18 protein-coding genes and 1 pseudogene are annotated in these 15,656 nt (G+C 72.6%); 10 read left to right on the top strand and 9 right to left on the bottom strand.

What is annotated here, in order from left to right; genetic code table 11:
• The first annotated feature begins 51 nt into the window (after window positions 1-51).
• Window positions 52-654 (top strand): TIGR03086 family metal-binding protein, encoded by a 603-nt coding sequence (locus ABD292_RS14500; RefSeq protein WP_344207702.1) that lies wholly within the window; start codon window positions 52-54, stop codon window positions 652-654.
• A gap of 49 nt (window positions 655-703) precedes the next feature.
• On the opposite strand, the gene ABD292_RS14495 is transcribed toward ABD292_RS14500, so the two are convergent.
• On the bottom strand, window positions 704-1,636 hold the full coding sequence (locus ABD292_RS14495) for a CU044_5270 family protein (protein ID WP_344207701.1): 933 nt from the start codon (window positions 1,634-1,636) through the stop codon (window positions 704-706).
• The gene (locus ABD292_RS14490) at window positions 1,636-2,169 is read right to left on the bottom strand and encodes an RNA polymerase sigma factor (RefSeq protein WP_344207700.1); all 534 of its coding nucleotides are present in this window, start codon (window positions 2,167-2,169) and stop codon (window positions 1,636-1,638) included. The genes ABD292_RS14495 and ABD292_RS14490 overlap by 1 nt, the downstream gene beginning before the upstream one ends.
• Before the next feature lie 135 nt (window positions 2,170-2,304).
• Here ABD292_RS14490 and ABD292_RS14485 point away from each other — a divergent pair, with 135 nt between their 5' ends.
• Both ABD292_RS14485 and ABD292_RS14480 read left to right on the top strand, forming a co-directional pair.
• The gene (locus tag ABD292_RS14485; RefSeq protein WP_344207699.1) at window positions 2,305-2,928 is read left to right on the top strand and encodes a hypothetical protein; all 624 of its coding nucleotides are present in this window, start codon (window positions 2,305-2,307) and stop codon (window positions 2,926-2,928) included.
• Between the two features lie 83 nt (window positions 2,929-3,011).
• Window positions 3,012-3,227 carry a hypothetical protein gene (locus ABD292_RS14480; RefSeq protein ID WP_344207698.1) on the top strand — a complete coding sequence of 72 codons (216 nt, stop codon included), beginning with the start codon at window positions 3,012-3,014 and terminating at the stop codon, window positions 3,225-3,227.
• A 3-nt stretch (window positions 3,228-3,230) separates the two neighbouring features.
• Here ABD292_RS14480 and ABD292_RS14475 read toward each other — a convergent pair whose 3' ends face one another.
• Entirely contained in the window at window positions 3,231-3,641 is a 411-nt protein-coding gene (locus tag ABD292_RS14475) for a DUF4440 domain-containing protein (protein WP_344207697.1), read from the bottom strand.
• Window positions 3,638-4,486 carry an SDR family oxidoreductase gene (locus tag ABD292_RS14470; RefSeq protein WP_344207696.1) on the bottom strand — a complete coding sequence of 283 codons (849 nt, stop codon included), beginning with the start codon at window positions 4,484-4,486 and terminating at the stop codon, window positions 3,638-3,640. The genes ABD292_RS14475 and ABD292_RS14470 overlap by 4 nt, the downstream gene beginning before the upstream one ends.
• Window positions 4,487-4,555: 69 nt before the next feature.
• Here ABD292_RS14470 and ABD292_RS14465 point away from each other — a divergent pair, with 69 nt between their 5' ends.
• Entirely contained in the window at window positions 4,556-5,539 is a 984-nt protein-coding gene (locus tag ABD292_RS14465; RefSeq protein WP_344207695.1) for an AraC family transcriptional regulator, read from the top strand.
• Window positions 5,540-5,777: 238 nt separating this feature from the next.
• On the opposite strand, the gene ABD292_RS14460 is transcribed toward ABD292_RS14465, so the two are convergent.
• A complete protein-coding gene (locus ABD292_RS14460) occupies window positions 5,778-6,224 on the bottom strand; it encodes a nitroreductase family deazaflavin-dependent oxidoreductase (protein ID WP_344207694.1) in 447 nt (148 codons plus the stop codon).
• Window positions 6,225-6,392: 168 nt separating this feature from the next.
• Window positions 6,393-6,923: a PadR family transcriptional regulator gene (locus tag ABD292_RS14455; protein ID WP_344207693.1), complete on the bottom strand. Its 531-nt coding sequence runs from the start codon at window positions 6,921-6,923 to the stop codon at window positions 6,393-6,395.
• A 278-nt stretch (window positions 6,924-7,201) separates the two neighbouring features.
• Between ABD292_RS14455 and ABD292_RS14450 the strand changes: the two genes are divergently transcribed.
• A complete protein-coding gene (locus tag ABD292_RS14450) occupies window positions 7,202-7,786 on the top strand; it encodes a DinB family protein (RefSeq protein ID WP_344207691.1) in 585 nt (194 codons plus the stop codon).
• On the opposite strand, the gene ABD292_RS14445 is transcribed toward ABD292_RS14450, so the two are convergent.
• Complete coding sequence (locus ABD292_RS14445) at window positions 7,738-8,154, bottom strand: ATP-binding cassette domain-containing protein (protein ID WP_425565089.1); 417 nt, start codon at window positions 8,152-8,154, stop codon at window positions 7,738-7,740. The genes ABD292_RS14450 and ABD292_RS14445 overlap by 49 nt on opposite strands.
• A 314-nt stretch (window positions 8,155-8,468) precedes the next feature.
• Here ABD292_RS14445 and ABD292_RS14440 point away from each other — a divergent pair, with 314 nt between their 5' ends.
• Genes ABD292_RS14440 through ABD292_RS14430 form a run of 3 tightly spaced genes read left to right on the top strand, consistent with a single transcriptional unit; the run spans window position 8,469 to window position 11,426 of the window.
• Window positions 8,469-8,711, top strand: a complete 243-nt coding sequence (locus ABD292_RS14440) for a hypothetical protein (protein WP_344207689.1) — start codon at window positions 8,469-8,471, stop codon at window positions 8,709-8,711.
• A complete protein-coding gene (locus ABD292_RS14435) occupies window positions 8,699-10,768 on the top strand; it encodes a sensor histidine kinase (protein WP_344207688.1) in 2,070 nt (689 codons plus the stop codon). Before ABD292_RS14440 ends, ABD292_RS14435 begins: the two co-directional genes overlap by 13 nt.
• Complete coding sequence (locus ABD292_RS14430; protein ID WP_344207687.1) at window positions 10,761-11,426, top strand: response regulator; 666 nt, start codon at window positions 10,761-10,763, stop codon at window positions 11,424-11,426. The genes ABD292_RS14435 and ABD292_RS14430 overlap by 8 nt, the downstream gene beginning before the upstream one ends.
• A 60-nt stretch (window positions 11,427-11,486) precedes the next feature.
• On the opposite strand, the gene ABD292_RS14425 is transcribed toward ABD292_RS14430, so the two are convergent.
• Window positions 11,487-11,747 carry a hypothetical protein gene (locus ABD292_RS14425; protein WP_344207686.1) on the bottom strand — a complete coding sequence of 87 codons (261 nt, stop codon included), beginning with the start codon at window positions 11,745-11,747 and terminating at the stop codon, window positions 11,487-11,489.
• Window positions 11,748-12,107: 360 nt separating this feature from the next.
• Between ABD292_RS14425 and ABD292_RS14420 the strand changes: the two genes are divergently transcribed.
• Window positions 12,108-13,658 carry a M4 family metallopeptidase gene (locus ABD292_RS14420; RefSeq protein WP_344207685.1) on the top strand — a complete coding sequence of 517 codons (1,551 nt, stop codon included), beginning with the start codon at window positions 12,108-12,110 and terminating at the stop codon, window positions 13,656-13,658.
• A 198-nt stretch (window positions 13,659-13,856) separates the two neighbouring features.
• Window positions 13,857-14,162 (top strand): annotated as a pseudogene (locus tag ABD292_RS14415) (transposase); the annotation flags it as partial.
• 411 nt (window positions 14,163-14,573) lie between these two features.
• Here ABD292_RS14415 and ABD292_RS14410 read toward each other — a convergent pair.
• Entirely contained in the window at window positions 14,574-15,536 is a 963-nt protein-coding gene (locus tag ABD292_RS14410) for a hypothetical protein (RefSeq protein WP_344207684.1), read from the bottom strand.
• Window positions 15,537-15,656: the final 120 nt, after the last annotated feature.

Here is a 15,656-nt window from a genome sequence, read left to right as displayed (position 1 = left end):
GCGGTCATACTACCCGTTGACAGATAATAAGCAGTCGTAGATCATATGCAGATGCTTACTAATGAGAAGGTCGACATCGTCGCCCTCGACGCACAGGCCGTGCGGGCCAGCGTCGAGCTGGCCTCCCGCGTACGACCCGCGGACCTGTCCCGGCCGACGCCCTGCCTCGGCTGGACCGTGTACGGCCTGCTCGCGCACATGGCCACCCAGCATCACGGGTTCGCCGCGGCGGCCAGGGGCGACGGGGACATCGCCCAGTGGCGGTTGCGCTCTCTGGGCGACGACGTCGTGGCGAGCTACCGCGACGCGGCCGACCAGGTCCTGGCGGCCTTCGCCGCCGACGGCGTGCTGGAGCGGAGCTTCCCCCTGCCCGAGATCGCCACCGGGTTCGCCTTCCCCGGCAGGCAGGCCGTCGGCTTCCACTTCATCGACTACGTCGTCCACTCGTGGGACCTCGCCAAGGCGCTGGGCCTTGACGTCGAGTTCCCGCCGGACCTGCTGGAGGTCGCCCTGGACGTGGCCCGGGCCGTTCCCGACGGCGAGACCCGCCACGCTCCCGGAACGGCCTTCGCGCCGGCGCTCGCCTGGGAGGGAGAGTCCCGCCTGGACCAGATCGTCGCCACCCTGGGCCGGTCACCGCGCTGGCCCGGCTGAACGCCGTGCCGCGAGAGCATCCCCGCTACGAGGCCGAGCGCTCAGCGGGTCATGAGAACGTCGACTCCTTCGGCGCCGGGTCGTCGGTCCAGCCCAGGCGCTTGATCACGTACGCCGCCTCCCCCTCGACGTCCTCCACGGCGAGCAGGTTTCCGCTGTCCCGATCGACGATGATGCGCTGACGGGCGGGCGCCTCGCCGTAGATCAGCGCGACCCCGGTCCGGCCGTCGAGGTCGGTGACGTCGTTCTCGACCCGTACGCCCGGCAGGCCGGCGAGCACCCGGTAGAGCGCGGCCCTGGTGGCAGGGGTGCTCTCGACGTCGAGAAGCAGCCATTTGCCCGCCCCCCACAGCCACGCCTCCGGGGCCTCCTTGTCGTTGGCCCGCAGCATCTCGGCCTTGAGCGCCTCGGGTGCTGTGGGCAGTTCCGACACGGGCTTGGATGTCAGCCTCAGCGGGGTGAAGTACGTCTTTCCCAACTGGCAGCCGTCGCACAGGTCGGGCGAGCCGGCGTCCTTCCACGCCTGCTCGTCGGCGGGCGTGAGCGGTTCGGCGGCGACAGGTCCGCGCTGGGTGCGATACCCGTGTTTCCTGCTCGCCCACAGCACGTCGCTGACCCGTTGCTCGACGGTGTAGGTCGCGGTCTTCACCCGCTTCACCTGCACCATGTCCCGCCGCCACCACGCCCCGGTCCCCGGGGGCTGGGCGGCCAGCCGGTCGGCCGCCGCGGCGAGCACCGCGTCCGCGTCCGCCTCCGGCGACGCGGCCGTCTGGACGCCCGTCCGGTCCAGGAGCGGCATCGCCACGTAGCCTCCGGCCATCACCGCGCTGACGGCCACGGTCGCGAGCACCACCTTGTGCCAGACCGGCCGGTGCCGCCGCCGCGCGGCGCCCAGCATCCGGGCGCGGGCGGCCGTCAGCGTGGCGTGGTCGGCGGGCGGCGCCTGCGGCATCACCTTGTCGATGAGCTGGAATTCCCTCATCACACCTCAACTCCCAACGTGTCACGAAGCTTCGTTCTGGCCCGGCTGAGCCGGGAGGCGACGGTGCCGTAGGCGATGCCGAGCGCCGCCGCGACCTCGTCGTAGGTCAGCTCGCCGTAGGCGACGAGCAGCACCACGTCGCGCTCACCGCGCGACAGCCCGGCCAGCGCGGCCGAGAGCTGCTGTACGGTCACCCGCGCCGCGACCCGATCCACCACCCGCTGGTCGTGGCCGTCCTCGTCGGGAGGCGGCCCCGACCTGGCCAGCGCCCGGTATCGCCGCAGCTCGGCACGCCGGTGCCGGCCGATGAGCTTGGTGGCGATGCCGTACAGCCAAGGTCTGACGCCGCCTTTGGCGGCGTCGAAGCCGTCACGCCCGCGGAAGGCGATCAGGAAGGTCTCGGCGGCGAGGTCCTCGGCGATGTCGAGGTCGAGGCGGCGGCTGATGTAGCCGCGGATCTCCTCGTAGTGGGCATCGAAGAGGGCGGAGAATCGCTCGGGATCGGCGACCGCTCCATCGAGGAACGTGGTCATGCATCGGTCTCTCTCGCCGGGGATGTCGGACACTACTGATTGCCCGGTCGCCGCCGACCCTTCCGTACGAGTTTCCGCCGCCGCTCGGCGTCGCGGCCGCGGATGCGCGGCGCCACCGCTGCCGATAGAGTCGTCGTGATCATCGACGCGGGGGGACGAGTGGCCAGCCAGAGCAGGGGACGGCCGGGCTGGCTGCACGTGGGAGCGCTCGAGGATCGGCTGACCCGGGCGTGGGAGGCCGGCGCGTTCCCGCCCGCCGAGGTGCTGCTCGCCATCATGACGCTGTCCGCGGTGCCGCGGGCCCTGGGCACCCGCCTGGCCGCGCACCTGGACGGAGGCATCGTGGTGGGGCCCGGAGCCGTGCCGGATCTGCCGGGGTTCGAGGCGCTTCGCGGCGTCCCGCTGCCGGTGCAGCAAGGGGATTGGGAGCGCAGCGCGGGCGTCTACGACCCCGTACGGCGGCGGGTCGGCGTCGGCAGCGTGCCGTCCCCGTCGGTCAGCGTCGCGGGGCACGAGCTGGGGCACGCCACGGACCACCTGGACGGCATGGCGTCGCGCGGCGTGTTCTGGTCGCGGCTGCACGCGCTGCGCGCGCCGCACCTGGCGCCGCCCTACCGGCAGGACGCCGCCGAGCTCTACGCCGAGGCCTTCGCCTGCGTCCTGGTAAGGCGGGCGAGACGGCTGATCGATCTGTTCGGCGACGAGGACGCGGCCCGGCACGCCTACTTATGGTTTTCTGGCCGGTACGGGATCGGCTGAGCGGAATTGTCTCCTTCCCCGGAGAGTCAGGCGCGCTATTCTGGGAAGGACAGGTGACTGATGAGACGGAAGGGGCGCAGCTCATGACCGCTGTCATGCTGGCCGGCGGCGTCCTGCGCATCCCCGAGTCGACCGTGCTGGCCGACGGCACCATTGTCGACGGGACCCGCGACATCCCGCCCGACGCCCCCGACTACGAGCTCTGGCTGCCGTACGCGATGCCCGAAGAGGCCGCCTGGCACGGCGACGCCGACGACCTGAGGATCCTGGCCCGCTGGCGGGCCGCCGCGAGCGCCTGACCGTCAGGTCCGGGCCCCGCTGCCGCCGCGCCGGGTCTCGTGCAGGTGCAGCCATCGCCATCCGGCCGGCCCGTCCTGGAGGACGACGGTGGCCAGCCGCCCCTCGTCGTCCTGCCATTCCTCGTAGCGGGCCACGACCAGGCCGGGGGCCGTGGTCACCACGGCGACGGCCCTGATCTCGATCCGGGCGTCCGGCCGGCCCCCGTAGGCCGCCTCCACCTCGGCGAGCACGTCGCCGCGCGACAGCAGCCGCCCGTCCGGGGCCACCATCGTGAAACCGGGCGCGTGCGCGGCGGAGAACCGGTCGAAGGCCGCCCGCGGCGCTTTCCCGGCCAGCCACTGCTCGATCACCTGGTGATGCCGTACGACCTCGGCGCGCACCGCGTCCGTGAGGTCCCGGTCCGTCCCCGTCACCGCTGCCGGCTCCACGCCTGGCGGGCCGCCCAGTCGGCCGGCGAGGTCACCTCGATGCCGAGCCGCTTCGCGCCCCCGGACGGAGCGGCGTACAGCTCCCGTCCCGGCCCGGCGACCCACCGGTACGTCGCGGCCACCCCCTCGGCCACGTCAGGCCCGAGCGCCGCGGCCGCGCCCGCCACGAACGCGTCCACGTCCATCGCCTCGTACCGTGCCCCGAACGCGGTCGCCAGCTCCGGACCGGTCATCGGCTCCCCGCCGAGATCCAGCGTGGCGCCCGCCAGGTCGTCGCCGGTGAGCGCGGCCAGCGTGGCGGCGGCCAGGTCGGCGTGGCTGAGCCAGGCCACCGGCACGCTCGCCGGCAGGGGATAGCGCAGGACGCCCTCGCCGGTCAGCCCCCGCCGCACCCAGGGCGCCGCCAGGTTCTCCAGGTAGATCGGCGGGCAGAGCACCACCGCCGGCACGGGCGAGTCCAGCACCGCCCGTGCCGCGGCCCGCCGCGTGTCGAACGCCGCCGCGCCGGTGCCGGCTCGCGGCAGCCGGTTGCCCGGGTTGAACACCAGCCGCGCCACCCCGGCGGCCGCCGCCTCCGCCAGCACGTTGCGCGTGTACGCCGCCACCCGGTCGGGGTCGTACTCCAGCGGCAGCGCCATCGACACGTGCGTGACCCCGGCGAACGCCTCCCGCAGCCGCCCGCGATCCCCCAGGTCGGCCCTGACGGGCTCCACCCCCTCCGGAACCGCCCCGGTACGGGACACGCCCCGCACCGCCAGCCCCTCCTCCACGAGCCGCCGGGCCACCGCCCCGCCCTGGGCGCCACCCGCGCCGAACACCAGAACCGTCATGCCCTCAACCTCCCAGCCACGACGCGTACGATCCATAAAGGAAAGTCCTCAAGCCTTTAAGGAACGTCCGTGGAAGACGACGACCTGCTGAGCGAACTCCTCGCCCCGCTGCGGCTGGAGGGCGTCTTCCACAGCCGCTGGACGGCCCGCTCGCCCTGGGGCGTCGCCGGAGAGGCGGAGGACTGCGCCCTGCTCCACTACGTGCAGGCGGGAACGTGCACGGTCGAGCTGCCCGGCCACGCCCCGGTCCGGCTGGCGGCCGGCGACCTCGTGGTGTTCCCGCACGGCAGCGCCCACCGGCTCGCCGACGTTCCCGGCCGCGCCACCGTGCCGCTGGCGAGCCTGCTGCCCGCCCGGCCGCCGGGCGGCGTGCGGACGGTGCGCATCGACGGGCCCGGCGCGGCGACCACGATGTTGTGCGGCGGCCTGCACTACGACCCCGCCGCGGCCGCGCCCCTGTACCGGGCGTTGCCACCGGTGCTCGTGCTGGAGCGGGCCGCGCTGCGGCGACAGCCGCTGCTGGCAGGCACGCTGAACGGTCTGGCGCGGGAGTGGGACCAGAGCGCGCCGGGCCAGACGCTGGTGGCGCTGCGCGCCTTCGAGCTGGCCTTCGTGCTGGCGCTGCGGGCGGCGCTGGGCGCTCTGGCGGACGGCGAGCCGATCCTGCGGGCGCTGCGCCATCCGTCCGTGGGGCCCGCGCTGCTGGCGGTGCACCGCAGGTTCGCCGAGCCGTGGACGTTGGACCGGCTCGCCGCCGAGGCCGGGATGTCGCGCTCGGCGTTCGCGGCGGCGTTCCGCGAGCTGGTCGGCGTGGCGCCGATGCGGCACCTGACCGCGCGGCGGCTGCAGGAGGCCGCCCGGCTCCTCGCCGGGACCGCGCTGCCGCACCACGCCGTCGCGCGGCGCGTCGGCTACCGGTCCGAGGTCGGGTTCCACCTGGCGTTCAAACGGGAGTACGGCCTCACTCCCGGCGACTACCGGCGGGCCGCGTCGCCGGTCCTGCCGCCGGCGATGGCGCGGACAGCGACTGAAGCGACTCAAAATCCGAACTAGCGCCGCCGATCGGCGCCACCGGGTGGTCGTCGACCGACATGGAGTTGCACAGGCGTCCGCTCTTGGTCGTGAGGCGGAGGAAGGCGCGGCCGAGCCCCGCGGGCAGCGCGGAGACCAGGCGTCCACGGCTGCCGGCCTGGAAAGGATCGACCCGCACGGCCGGCACGCGCCGCACCGTGCGGGACCGGGCTCCTGACCGGCCGGGATCACCGTCCCATGACGGAACGCCGCCGCGACGTCAGCCGGGGTCCGGCGTCGCCACCCGCTCAATGATCACGATCGGGATCTGTCTCGACGTCTTGCGCTGGTAGGCGGCGTAGTGCGGCCATATCCCGGTCATCGTCTCCCACAGGCGAAGCCGTTCGTCCTCGGTCGCCGGGCGGGCCACCGCGTCGAACACCTCGGCCCCGACCTGCACGCTGACCTGTGGCTGGGCGAGCAGATTGTGCAACCAGAGCGGATGGCCGTCGGCACCGCCGTTGGAGGCGACCACGAGGTAGCGGTCGCCGTCGCGGCCGTAGATGAGGGCGGTACGCCGGGGCAGTCCCGAGCGGCGGCCGATCGTGGTGATCAGCAGCGTGGGCGCCCCGTGGAAGAGGTGACCGCGCTGGCCGCCGGACTCGGTGTAGCTCTTGATGTGCCTGGCCACCCACCCGGTGGGGCTGTCGATGGGCTCCTGGCTCATCGCGCCGTCCCGTCCACGCGGCGGTCGGCCCACTCGCGCCGGCAGGCGGGGGAGGCGTTCGCCGTTGTCGTGCTGCGCATGGAACTCCTTAAGAAGGCGTACCCAAATTTGGCTACCCAAATTTGGGTATCGAACTATGGCTTATCCACGTCCTCACCGTCAAACCGCTCAGACTGGCTCCTCGCCGCGTTCCAGCCGCCCGATCAGGTTACGGACCCACGCCGCCTCACCCGCCGCCTGTGCCGCACGCAGGTCGAACAGCTCTGCGACGCTCCTCGGCCGCCTTCCCTCCCGGGCCGTGGCCACGAGCTGCTCCCGCTCGCCGTCCAGGGCTTCCACCCGCTCCTTGAGCAGCTCGATCACCTCCGCCACGGGCAGCGCGGGAAGCAGCACGAGGGCCGCGCTGAGCAGCTCCGGACGCCGATCGGGGACCCTCAGGGCGCTTCTGAGCAGCCTGAGGAACGTCTCCTCGCCCTTCTCGTTGATGGCGTAATCGACGCGGCCCGGCCATTCGTACACCTCGCTGGTGTCCAGCAGACCTTCCTTGGCCAGCTGGCGCAGCGCGTGGTAGATCGAGCCCGACCTGAGGCCAGCCCATTGCCCGGCCTCCCACGACTCCAGTTCGGAGCTCACCAGGTAACCGTGTGCCTGACCGTGCAGCCGCACCACGCCAAGGACCAGCAGTCGCGTCGCCGACATCGTCTCCCTCAACTCGCCGGGGCCCGGCCCCCCCAAGCAGCCGCCCTGCCGGACAGGCTAGTACTCCGGTGACACCCGCGATCACGTCCGGATCTGCGCTGGTAGTGGCAGCTCCGGACCGTGGCCTGGGTGCCGGGTCAGCACGAGTGCGGCGAGCGGTCTGCGAGATCGCTGCGAGGACCTCGGCGAGCAGCGTGGCTGTGAGCGACAGCCGGCGGAGCCGACGCCAGGCGGCTCACGACCTGAGGCCACCGGCGCAGCCTGACAGAATCGGACCCATGATCGACGACTTCGCGAAGGACAACTTGCACGAAAGACTGCGGCGGGACCGCAAGGCGCTGCTCTGGAAACTCGACGGCTTGTCCGAATACGACGTCCGCCGCCCTTTGACAGCGACCGGGACCAACCTCCTCGGCCTGGTCAAACACATGGCCACCTGTGAGGCCAGGTACTTCGGCGAGGTCTTCGGCCGCCCTTCCCCCGAACCGCTGCCCCGGTGGCAGGACTCCGACGGCAGCGATCTGTGGGCGACCGAGGACGAGACCCGTGAGCAGATCATCGGGTTCTACCGGCGCACGTGGGAACACTCGGACGCGACGATCAACGAGCTTCCCCTCGACGCCCCCGGCCGCGTGCCGTGGTGGCCGGAGTCGACGCCGGCCTGGCACACGAACCTGTTCGCCATCATGGTTCATGTCCTCTGCGAGTCCACCCGCCATGCGGGACACGCCGACATCCTGCGCGAGGGCCTCGACGGCCGGACCGGATTGCGCGCCGAATACGAGGAGCAGATCGACGAGGAAGCCCGCGCAGCCTACTGCGCGAAGATCGAGCAGGCCGCCAGAGCGGCCCGCACCCCTTGAGGCTTCACCGCGATCGCGCCACCGTGGCCGCGCCCTTGGCGGGGGCCACGGTTCACCTCCGCCCCCACCAGTGAGATCACTTGAACGTCCCATGTCGGAGTGCTGCGCCTCCCGGCGCCGGCGACCACCAGACCGCTGCCGCCCCCCGACATCACGGCCAGGAGCACCGCCGCGAACCAAACGGCGAAGCCCAACAGCGCCTCCGGCCTGCCAGACAGGGCACGGGCGATCGCCACCCGCTGCTGCCGGCCACCGGACAACTGCGCCGGGCGATGCCCCTCCCGCCCGGCCAGCCCAACCCGGTGCAGCAACTCCCGCACCCGTGAAGGGTCGGGCCGCCGCCGGGCCAGTCCGCTGGACAGGATCACGTTCTGCCGTGATCACGCGTGATCATCAGCGTGCCGGAACGGGTCTGTCACCGCCCATCGGGCATCACCCCTGTACGGTCCCTGAAACCCTGCACGTCCCTGTCGCCTCGACCCTGACCGAGCGCGAGATCGGGACCCGTACGCGAGGCCGGGGGAGCCGAGGCGCCTCGCGCCGCCGCTGCAGCGTGCCCGACGTCCACCATGCTCGCCGGCCGACTGAAGGAGGAAAGCCTTTGCGTCGGCAGGAGATCGCTCCGCTACGATGAGCAACTGAGCGGATACAGTTCGCGATCGTCCCTGCTCTGGAGCTCCCCATGCGCATCTCTTCCGTACTGCTCACCTGCCTGGCGATCGCCGGCGCCGCGCTGGCTCCCGCCGGGGCCGCGGCCGCCGACGACGACGGGCCCGACGCCAAGCGCTACATCGCCTCCTACCACTCCGAGTCCGGATGCCAGGCGGCCGGCCGCGAGGGTGTGCGGAAGCGGCACTGGACCAACCCCACCTGCGTGAAGACCATCCGCATCCAGCTCGGCACGTGGGACCTTTGGGTGGACTGACGCCGGAGCTCGCCACCGCCCCCCGGTGGCACACCCGCGGCGCGCACCTGGCCGGGATGGCCTCGGCGCTGTTGCTGGCCGTCCTGGTGGCGAGGTTCGCGGTGACGCTCCCCGACTGGGGGCGGGCCGGGCCGTCGCCGCCCGGCCCGGCCCGGGTGACCGCCGAGGTGACCCGGCTGGTGGTAGGGCTGCCGGTGTGCGTGGTCGCCGTGCTGCTGCTGGCCGACCGGTACGCCTTCCGCAGGGGCCGGCTCGTGCTGGCCGCCGGGGGAGCGTGGATCGTGCTGCCGGCCGTGTCCGACGTGCTCGCGCACCTGCGCGGCCCGGCGGCTCCCGTGGCGGCCGCCGCGCTCCTGCTGGGCGCGGCCGGGGCCGTCTGCCAGCCGTTGACCGTGCTGCTGTTCCCGCTGTGCCTGCTGCCCGGCTCGGCCTCGCGCCGCTGGCGGCGGATGGTGGTGCTGGTGGCGGCCGCCGCAAGCGTCCAGTACGCGGTGATCTGGACCCTCGGCACCCCGGGCCTGCCCGGGTTCGCCAGCCCGTGGCTGGAGACGGCGACGGGGGAGTGGGCCGCCGATCTGCTGCACGACAGCCACGCCCTCCTCGACTGGGTGACTCTGGCCGTGACCGTGGCGATGACGGCCGATCTGGCGCGCGGCGCGTGGCGGGCGCCCGCTGGTGAGGGGCGCGGGGTCCGGGGGCTGATCGCGACGGCGTACCCGCTCTACGTGTGCCTGCTGCTGTCCGACCTGTGGGGAGAGACCTGGACGGTGGTGGCGCGGGCGGCCGGTGTCGCGCTGTGGGGGGCCATGATCTGCCTGGCCGCCTCCCGGGGCGGCATGTGGCGGCTGGAGCGGGTCACCAGCCATCGCATGGCCCGCGCGTTCGTGCTGGCCGTGCTGGTCATCGCCGCGACGTGCGCCGCCACTGGGGCGTGGGCGGCCTTCCCCGCCACGCGCACCGCGGCGACCGTGATCGCGGCCTGCTGCGCGCTGGTGGCGGGCTGGGCCGCCCGGCCGGTCGTGCGGCACGCCGTCCTGGCGATCGAGCGGGCCTTCTACGGACCGCGCGCCCGCCCGCACGAGGCCGTACGCGCGCTGGCGGTACGCCTCCAGCAGGCCCCGCACCCCGGCTCGGTGCCCGAGCAGATCTGCCGCAGCGTCGTGGAGGACCTGGGCCTGTCCGGGGCGCGGATCGGCGTCGAGACCCGGGCGGGCCAGCGGGTGCTGGCCGCCGCCGGCTCGCCGGTGAGCGGGCCGGGGCAGGTCTTCCCGCTGCGCCACCACGGGCAGGTGGTGGGCCGCCTGGAGGTGGCCCGCGACGGCGCGAGCACGCCCGCCGAACGTGACACCGAGCTCCTGTCGCTGCTGGCCGACCAGGCCAGCCCGGCGCTGGCCGCGCTGCGGCTGGCCGAGGACGCGCGGGCCGCCCGCGAACGCCTCGTGCTGGCCCGCGAGGAGGAACGCAGGCGGCTGCGCCGCGAGATCCACGACGGCCTCGGCCCCCAGCTCGCCGCGGTCCGGCTCCGGCTGGGCGTCGCGCAGGCGTGCGGCCTGCCGTCCGCCGCCGACGCCCACCTGCGCGAGGCCGTCGAGGTCCTGGGCGAGGCACTGGCCGAGGTGCGCAGGATCACGGCCGGGCTGACCCCCGCCACCCTGGTCGACCGGGGGCTGCTCGACGCGACCCGGATCCTGGCGCACCGCCTCACCACCGACGCCGTACGCGTCACGGTGACCGACCCGGCCACCCCGCTGCCCGCCCTGCCCCCGGCGGTGGAGACCGCCGCGTACCGCATCACCGCCGAGGCCGTCACCAACGCCGTACGCCATGCCAGGGCGCGCGGGGTCGAGGTGACGTTCACCGCGCGCCCCGGCGCGCTCACGGTCACCGTCACCGACGACGGCACCGGCTTCGACGCCGGCGCCCTGCCCGGCACCGGCCTGTCGTCGATCGCCGAACGCGCCGAGGAGATCGGCGGCGCGGCCACGATCGACACCGCCCCCGGCGGCACCACCGTGACCGCCACCCTTCCCACCACCCTCGGAGACCCCCATGAGTGAGACCGGGCCACGCGTCTGGCGGGTGCTGCTGGTCGACGATCATCCCCTGTTCAGGGAGGGGCTGGCCGCCGCGGTCGGCCTGGACGCCGAGTTCGAGGTGGTGGCGCAGGCGGCCACCGGCGAGGAGGCCCTGGCCGAGGCCGCCCGCACCGCCCCCGACCTTGTCGTCATGGACCTCAACCTGCCGGGGCAGTCGGGCATCGAGGCCACGCGCGACCTGCTGCGCGCCCATCCCGGCATCCGGGTCCTGGTCATGACCATGTCCGAGGACGACGACAACCTGCTGGCGGCGATCCGCGCGGGGGCCCGCGGCTATCTCCTCAAGGGCGCGGTACGTGAGGAGATCCTGCTGGCCCTGCGTACGGTCTGCCGGGGCGGAGCGGTGTTCAGCCCGCACATGGCCGAACGGCTGACCCGGCTGTTCGCCGCCTTCACCGCGGCCCCCGCCAAGGAGGCCTTTCCGACCCTGACCGCCCGGGAACGCGAGATCCTCGACCTGCTGGCCCAGGGGCTCGGCTACCGGCAGATCGCCCAGCGGCTGTTCGTCACGGACAAGACCGTGCGCAACCACGTCGGCTCGATCTTCGCCAAGCTGCGGGTGCCCGATCGGGCGGCGGCCATCGTACGGGCGCGGGACGCCGGGCTGGGCTCGGGATGACCGGAGGAGGCAGGACCTCCCGAGCCCGCCGCCGTCATCCGGCCGCCGTCATCCGGCCCGTCAGCGGTCGGTCCACAGGTTCCACATCCAGCCTTCCGCGCACTGGTACTGCGACCAGTGCCCGCGGTCGACTCCCTGCTGACCGGCCGTGATGCAGTCGCTGTGGAACCAGAACTTGCCCCGGTGCACCGGCAGGTCGGCGGGTGCCGCGGCCGTGACGACGGCGCCCTGCTGGTGGGCCGTGGTGGTCTCCGCGGCGGCGGCCTGGGCGAAGCCGGCCAGAACGAACACGAACCCTGCGGCGGCGAGCATGCGCTTCATGAGCGATTCCCTTTCTCGGGGCTTTCGAGCCGGCGCTTCCGGCTCTTCGAACACCTGAAGCTTCGGCCGCCCGGTGTCCTGGGCACATGGGGCACACGCCATGTCCCCGCCCTGACGCCTGCCCGGTGCACGACGTCCGCGGGGCGACACCGAACGCCCCGTGCACCTGCCGGGCGCTGTTCAGCTCCCCGGCGGCCACGCCGGCGTACTCCGGGTCGCCGCGGATGGAGGTGGCGGCCTGCCATACCACAGCGTTATGGGCAAATTGGGAGGTATCACCCGGGTCGCGTGCGATGCCAATCTGAGGGCACCCCAGCCGGCTGGGGCTCGTCCACTCCACCCCCCTGAGGAGCAACGAGCGTGAACCCCAAGCTCAGGTTGGGCACTGCCACCGTCCTCGCGTTAGCCCTGGCCGTCACCGTACCGTCGGGCCTCACCAGCGCGAACGCCCAGGCGGTCGACCCGCCCTCACCCGCGGAGCGCAGCGCCGCGGTGGCGAGCGCGCAGAGCGTCATCGCCGCCGACCGGACGCAGCTCCGAGCCACCGACCAGGACACCTTCTCCCTGTCGTCGGCCATCGCCGGCGTCAACGGCATCCAGCACCTCACGTACGCGCGCACCTACGCCGGACTGCCCGTCTTCGGCGGCGAGGTGGTCGTGACGACCGACAAGTCCGGTAAGTCGGTCAGCGCCATCGACACCGGCCAGCAGGCCACGATCTCCCTGGACACCAAGCCGCAGATCGCCGCGCAGGCGGCGGTGGACACGGCCCGCGCCGCGGCGCCCAAGGCCACCTCGATCGGCACCCCCGTTCTCGTGGTGCACGCCACCACGCCCACCCCACGCCTGGCATGGGAGGTCGTCGCCGCCAACGACGACCGCTCCAGCATCGTGCACGTGTACGTGGACGCGCGTGACGGCCAGGTCATCGACCAGTGGGACCAGGTGGTCGACGGCACCGGCGACAGCTACTACAACGGCACGGTCACCATCGACACCTCTCCCGCGTACGTGATGCGCGACCCCACGCGCACCGGCGTCCAGTGCGGCGGACAGAACGGCTCGGTCTACACCAAGTCGACCGACAACTGGGGCAACGGCAGCGGCACCAACCTGGAGACGGCCTGCGTCGACGCGCTCTTCGCCGAGCAGCGCGAGTGGAACATGCTGCGCGACTGGCTCGGCCGCAACGGCATCAACGGCTCGGGCCGCGGCTACCCCGCCAGGGTCGGGCTGAACCAGGCCAACGCCTTCTGGAACGGCTCGTACGCCTCCTTCGGCCGTAACTCCGCCGGCACCCAGCAGGCCACCTCGATGGACGTCGTCGGGCACGAGTTCGGCCACGGCATCTTCCAGTTCTCCGGCGGCAGCGGCGGCAGCGGCAACGAGGCCGGCGGGCTGAACGAGTCCACGGGCGACATCTTCGGCGCGCTGACCGAGGCGTACGTCAACGAGCCCAGCACCCTCGACCCGCCCGACTACCTGGTCGGCGAGGAGGTCAACCTGGTGGGCCGCGGCGCGATCAGGAACATGTACAACCCGTCGGCGCTGGGCCACCCCAACTGCTACAGCTCCTCCATCCCGAGCACCGAGGTGCACGCGGGGGCCGGGCCGCAGAACCACTGGTTCTACCTGCTGGCCGAGGGCACCAACCCGAGCGGGAAGCCGGCCAGCAGCCGGTGCGACGGCGGCGCGGCCATCACCGGCGTCGGCGTCCGTAAGGCCGGGCAGATCTTCATGACCGGCCTGAACATGAAGACGGCGCCGTGGACGCATGCCAAGGCCCGCGTGGCCACGCTGCGGGCGGCCAGGACGCTGTTCCCCAACGGTTGTGTCGAGTTCAACGTCGTCAAGGCGGCCTGGAGCGGGGTGAACGTCCCCGCACAGAGCGGCGAGCCGACCTGCTCCTGAGCACGACGGCAGCCCTGTTCAGCGCGGATCACCGGTGATCCGCCTGAGCAGGGCGCACCGCGGCCGACGCCGGGGACGGCGGCGCTGAGGCCGCCTGCTCCGCGGACGCCTGCTCCGCGGCCGGCGTCCCCTAGTAGTTCTTTGTTAGGTCCTTTTGGCGTAGAGACCTCGAGGCGATGCGGGTAGTTTCATGCTGCGGTGACCCCTGACGAGCTTTCGAGGGTGCGGCAACGGTTTGAGACGTTCGCCGCGGAAATGTTCGCGCCCATGCCACGCTCGGATCAACGAGCGAAGGGGATGACCTACCTGCGTGGTCTGCTGCTCGATGGACGGCGCAAATCGATGCAGCCGATGGCGGGCTGCCTGGGGGTGGACCACCAAGGGCTGCAGCAGTTCGTGACGTCCTCGACCTGGGACACGCGCGCGGTGCGGGCCAGGCTGGCCCGGCGGGCCGATCCGGAGGCCACGGCCGCCGTGCTCATTTCGTCGCTGACCTACTTCCCGCTGCTGCGCATTCTCATCGGCCACACGCCGGGCGACCTGGACCGGGAGACGTTCCTGACGGCGTGGGCCGGCCACGCGGCCCGCACGCTCGCCCTGCCGGACGAGTGAACCGGACGATGCCGTCGATCGTGCGCTGGGCATCGCGGCACGCTGCGGTTGCCACCGGCGACGCGGACCGGGATGAACGGGATCCGATGCTCCGGGACCGAGTTCATCAGTCAGTGGGGAGCAGTAGGGTTCCGCATCCTGCCTCAGAGGGGAAGCAGGGACCCGTGCCCTGCCTGAGCGGGGGAGCGAGGTTCTGCGTCCTGCGTCGGCGGGCACGGGGTGAGGGTGGCTCTCTCGTCGAGACGGCGGAGTGGACGCCTGTGGCTTCTCAGGAGGCTGGCCGGAGGCTCCGTCACTGGCTTGTCAGTGTTGTCCGGCGGGCTCGCGCCGTCGTTGCGTCGGCTCGACGAAGGTGTTCTGTCCGGGGGTTTCGGAGCGGACCGGGGAGCGTCGTAGGACTGCCGTCGCCACCGCCACCACCGCCAGGAGAGCACCGGCGGCGAGCAGGGTCGTCGCGTCGGGGTGGATGAGTGCCTGGCCGCGCTGCGCCTGCCAGACCAGCAGTCCGGTGAGACCGGCGTACCCGAAGGCGGCCACGAGCACCAGCGGGACCCGGCGCACCCACAGTGCGATCAGCGGCAGCGCCTGCAGTGCGTGCAGTCCGACGAAATGGGCCACCCGCAGGTCGCCGCCACCGGTCGCCCAGCCGAGCAGGGGCATCCCCGGGCCGCCGTCGAGCGCGCCGACCGTGTGCGCGCCGATCGTGATCAGCTTGGCGCCGCCGGCCAGGGCCTGCGCCTGCTCCGGCGTCGGCGCGGTCATCAGGTAGCCGACCGACATGCCCGCCAGCGAGATCGCCACCCCCAGCGGGATCGCCCACGCCATCGCCCGGTTCACCCGGCGCTGCATGACCAGGAAGATCCCCAGCGCCAGCGTCAGCGCCCAGCCCAGGTAGGCGGCCCCTCCCATCACCGTGAACACCGACTTGTCGAGCGTGGTGGCGAAGTTGAAGTGGCTGCGCACCCCGCGTACCGCCTGGAAGGTGATCGCCGAGATCTCCGGCAGCACGAACAGCGCCACCGTCACCGTGCCCAGCCACCACAGGGTCCGCCGCCACCGCTTCACCTGGCTGATCATCCAGGCGAGCGTGAGCGCGTACAGGCTGAAGGAGGCGGCGAACTTGAACGGCTTGAGCCACACCCCTTCTCCCATGACGGTCCGCCCGTCGACCACCAGGCCGACGGCGCTCACCGACATGAGCGCCGCCATCGCGACGGCGCAGATGACGAGCGGGCCGTGCCAGGTTCTCCAGCGCGGGGCAATCATGATGTCTCCTTCGGATCGACTGGAGACAACACTGCTGGCCAGGCGCGGTACGAACCAGAGACGTGATCACCAGCTCACTATGACATCGTCATGAATCGGGCAACCGGCTCACGTCGTGAC

It is taken from the genome of Nonomuraea bangladeshensis (assembly GCF_039529455.1).
Classification (GTDB): Bacteria; Actinomycetota; Actinomycetes; order Streptosporangiales; family Streptosporangiaceae; genus Nonomuraea; species Nonomuraea bangladeshensis.
Note: the sequence above shows the minus strand (reverse complement) of the source record. Positions and strands in the feature narration are given on the sequence as shown.

Excerpts from the sequence above, each read along its gene's own strand:
- ABD292_RS14500 (WP_344207702.1), top strand. The coding sequence starts at position 52 with ATGCTTACTAATGAGAAGGTCGACATCGTCGCCCTCGACGCACAGGCC.
- ABD292_RS14495 (WP_344207701.1), bottom strand. The coding sequence starts at position 1,636 with ATGAGGGAATTCCAGCTCATCGACAAGGTGATGCCGCAGGCGCCGCCC.
- ABD292_RS14490 (WP_344207700.1), bottom strand. The coding sequence starts at position 2,169 with ATGACCACGTTCCTCGATGGAGCGGTCGCCGATCCCGAGCGATTCTCC.
- ABD292_RS14480 (WP_344207698.1), top strand. The coding sequence starts at position 3,012 with ATGACCGCTGTCATGCTGGCCGGCGGCGTCCTGCGCATCCCCGAGTCG.
- ABD292_RS14470 (WP_344207696.1), bottom strand. The coding sequence starts at position 4,486 with ATGACGGTTCTGGTGTTCGGCGCGGGTGGCGCCCAGGGCGGGGCGGTG.
- ABD292_RS14460 (WP_344207694.1), bottom strand. The coding sequence starts at position 6,224 with ATGAGCCAGGAGCCCATCGACAGCCCCACCGGGTGGGTGGCCAGGCAC.
- ABD292_RS14455 (WP_344207693.1), bottom strand. The coding sequence starts at position 6,923 with ATGTCGGCGACGCGACTGCTGGTCCTTGGCGTGGTGCGGCTGCACGGT.
- ABD292_RS14450 (WP_344207691.1), top strand. The coding sequence starts at position 7,202 with ATGATCGACGACTTCGCGAAGGACAACTTGCACGAAAGACTGCGGCGG.
- ABD292_RS14440 (WP_344207689.1), top strand. The coding sequence starts at position 8,469 with ATGCGCATCTCTTCCGTACTGCTCACCTGCCTGGCGATCGCCGGCGCC.
- ABD292_RS14430 (WP_344207687.1), top strand. The coding sequence starts at position 10,761 with ATGAGTGAGACCGGGCCACGCGTCTGGCGGGTGCTGCTGGTCGACGAT.
- ABD292_RS14425 (WP_344207686.1), bottom strand. The coding sequence starts at position 11,747 with ATGAAGCGCATGCTCGCCGCCGCAGGGTTCGTGTTCGTTCTGGCCGGC.
- ABD292_RS14410 (WP_344207684.1), bottom strand. The coding sequence starts at position 15,536 with ATGATTGCCCCGCGCTGGAGAACCTGGCACGGCCCGCTCGTCATCTGC.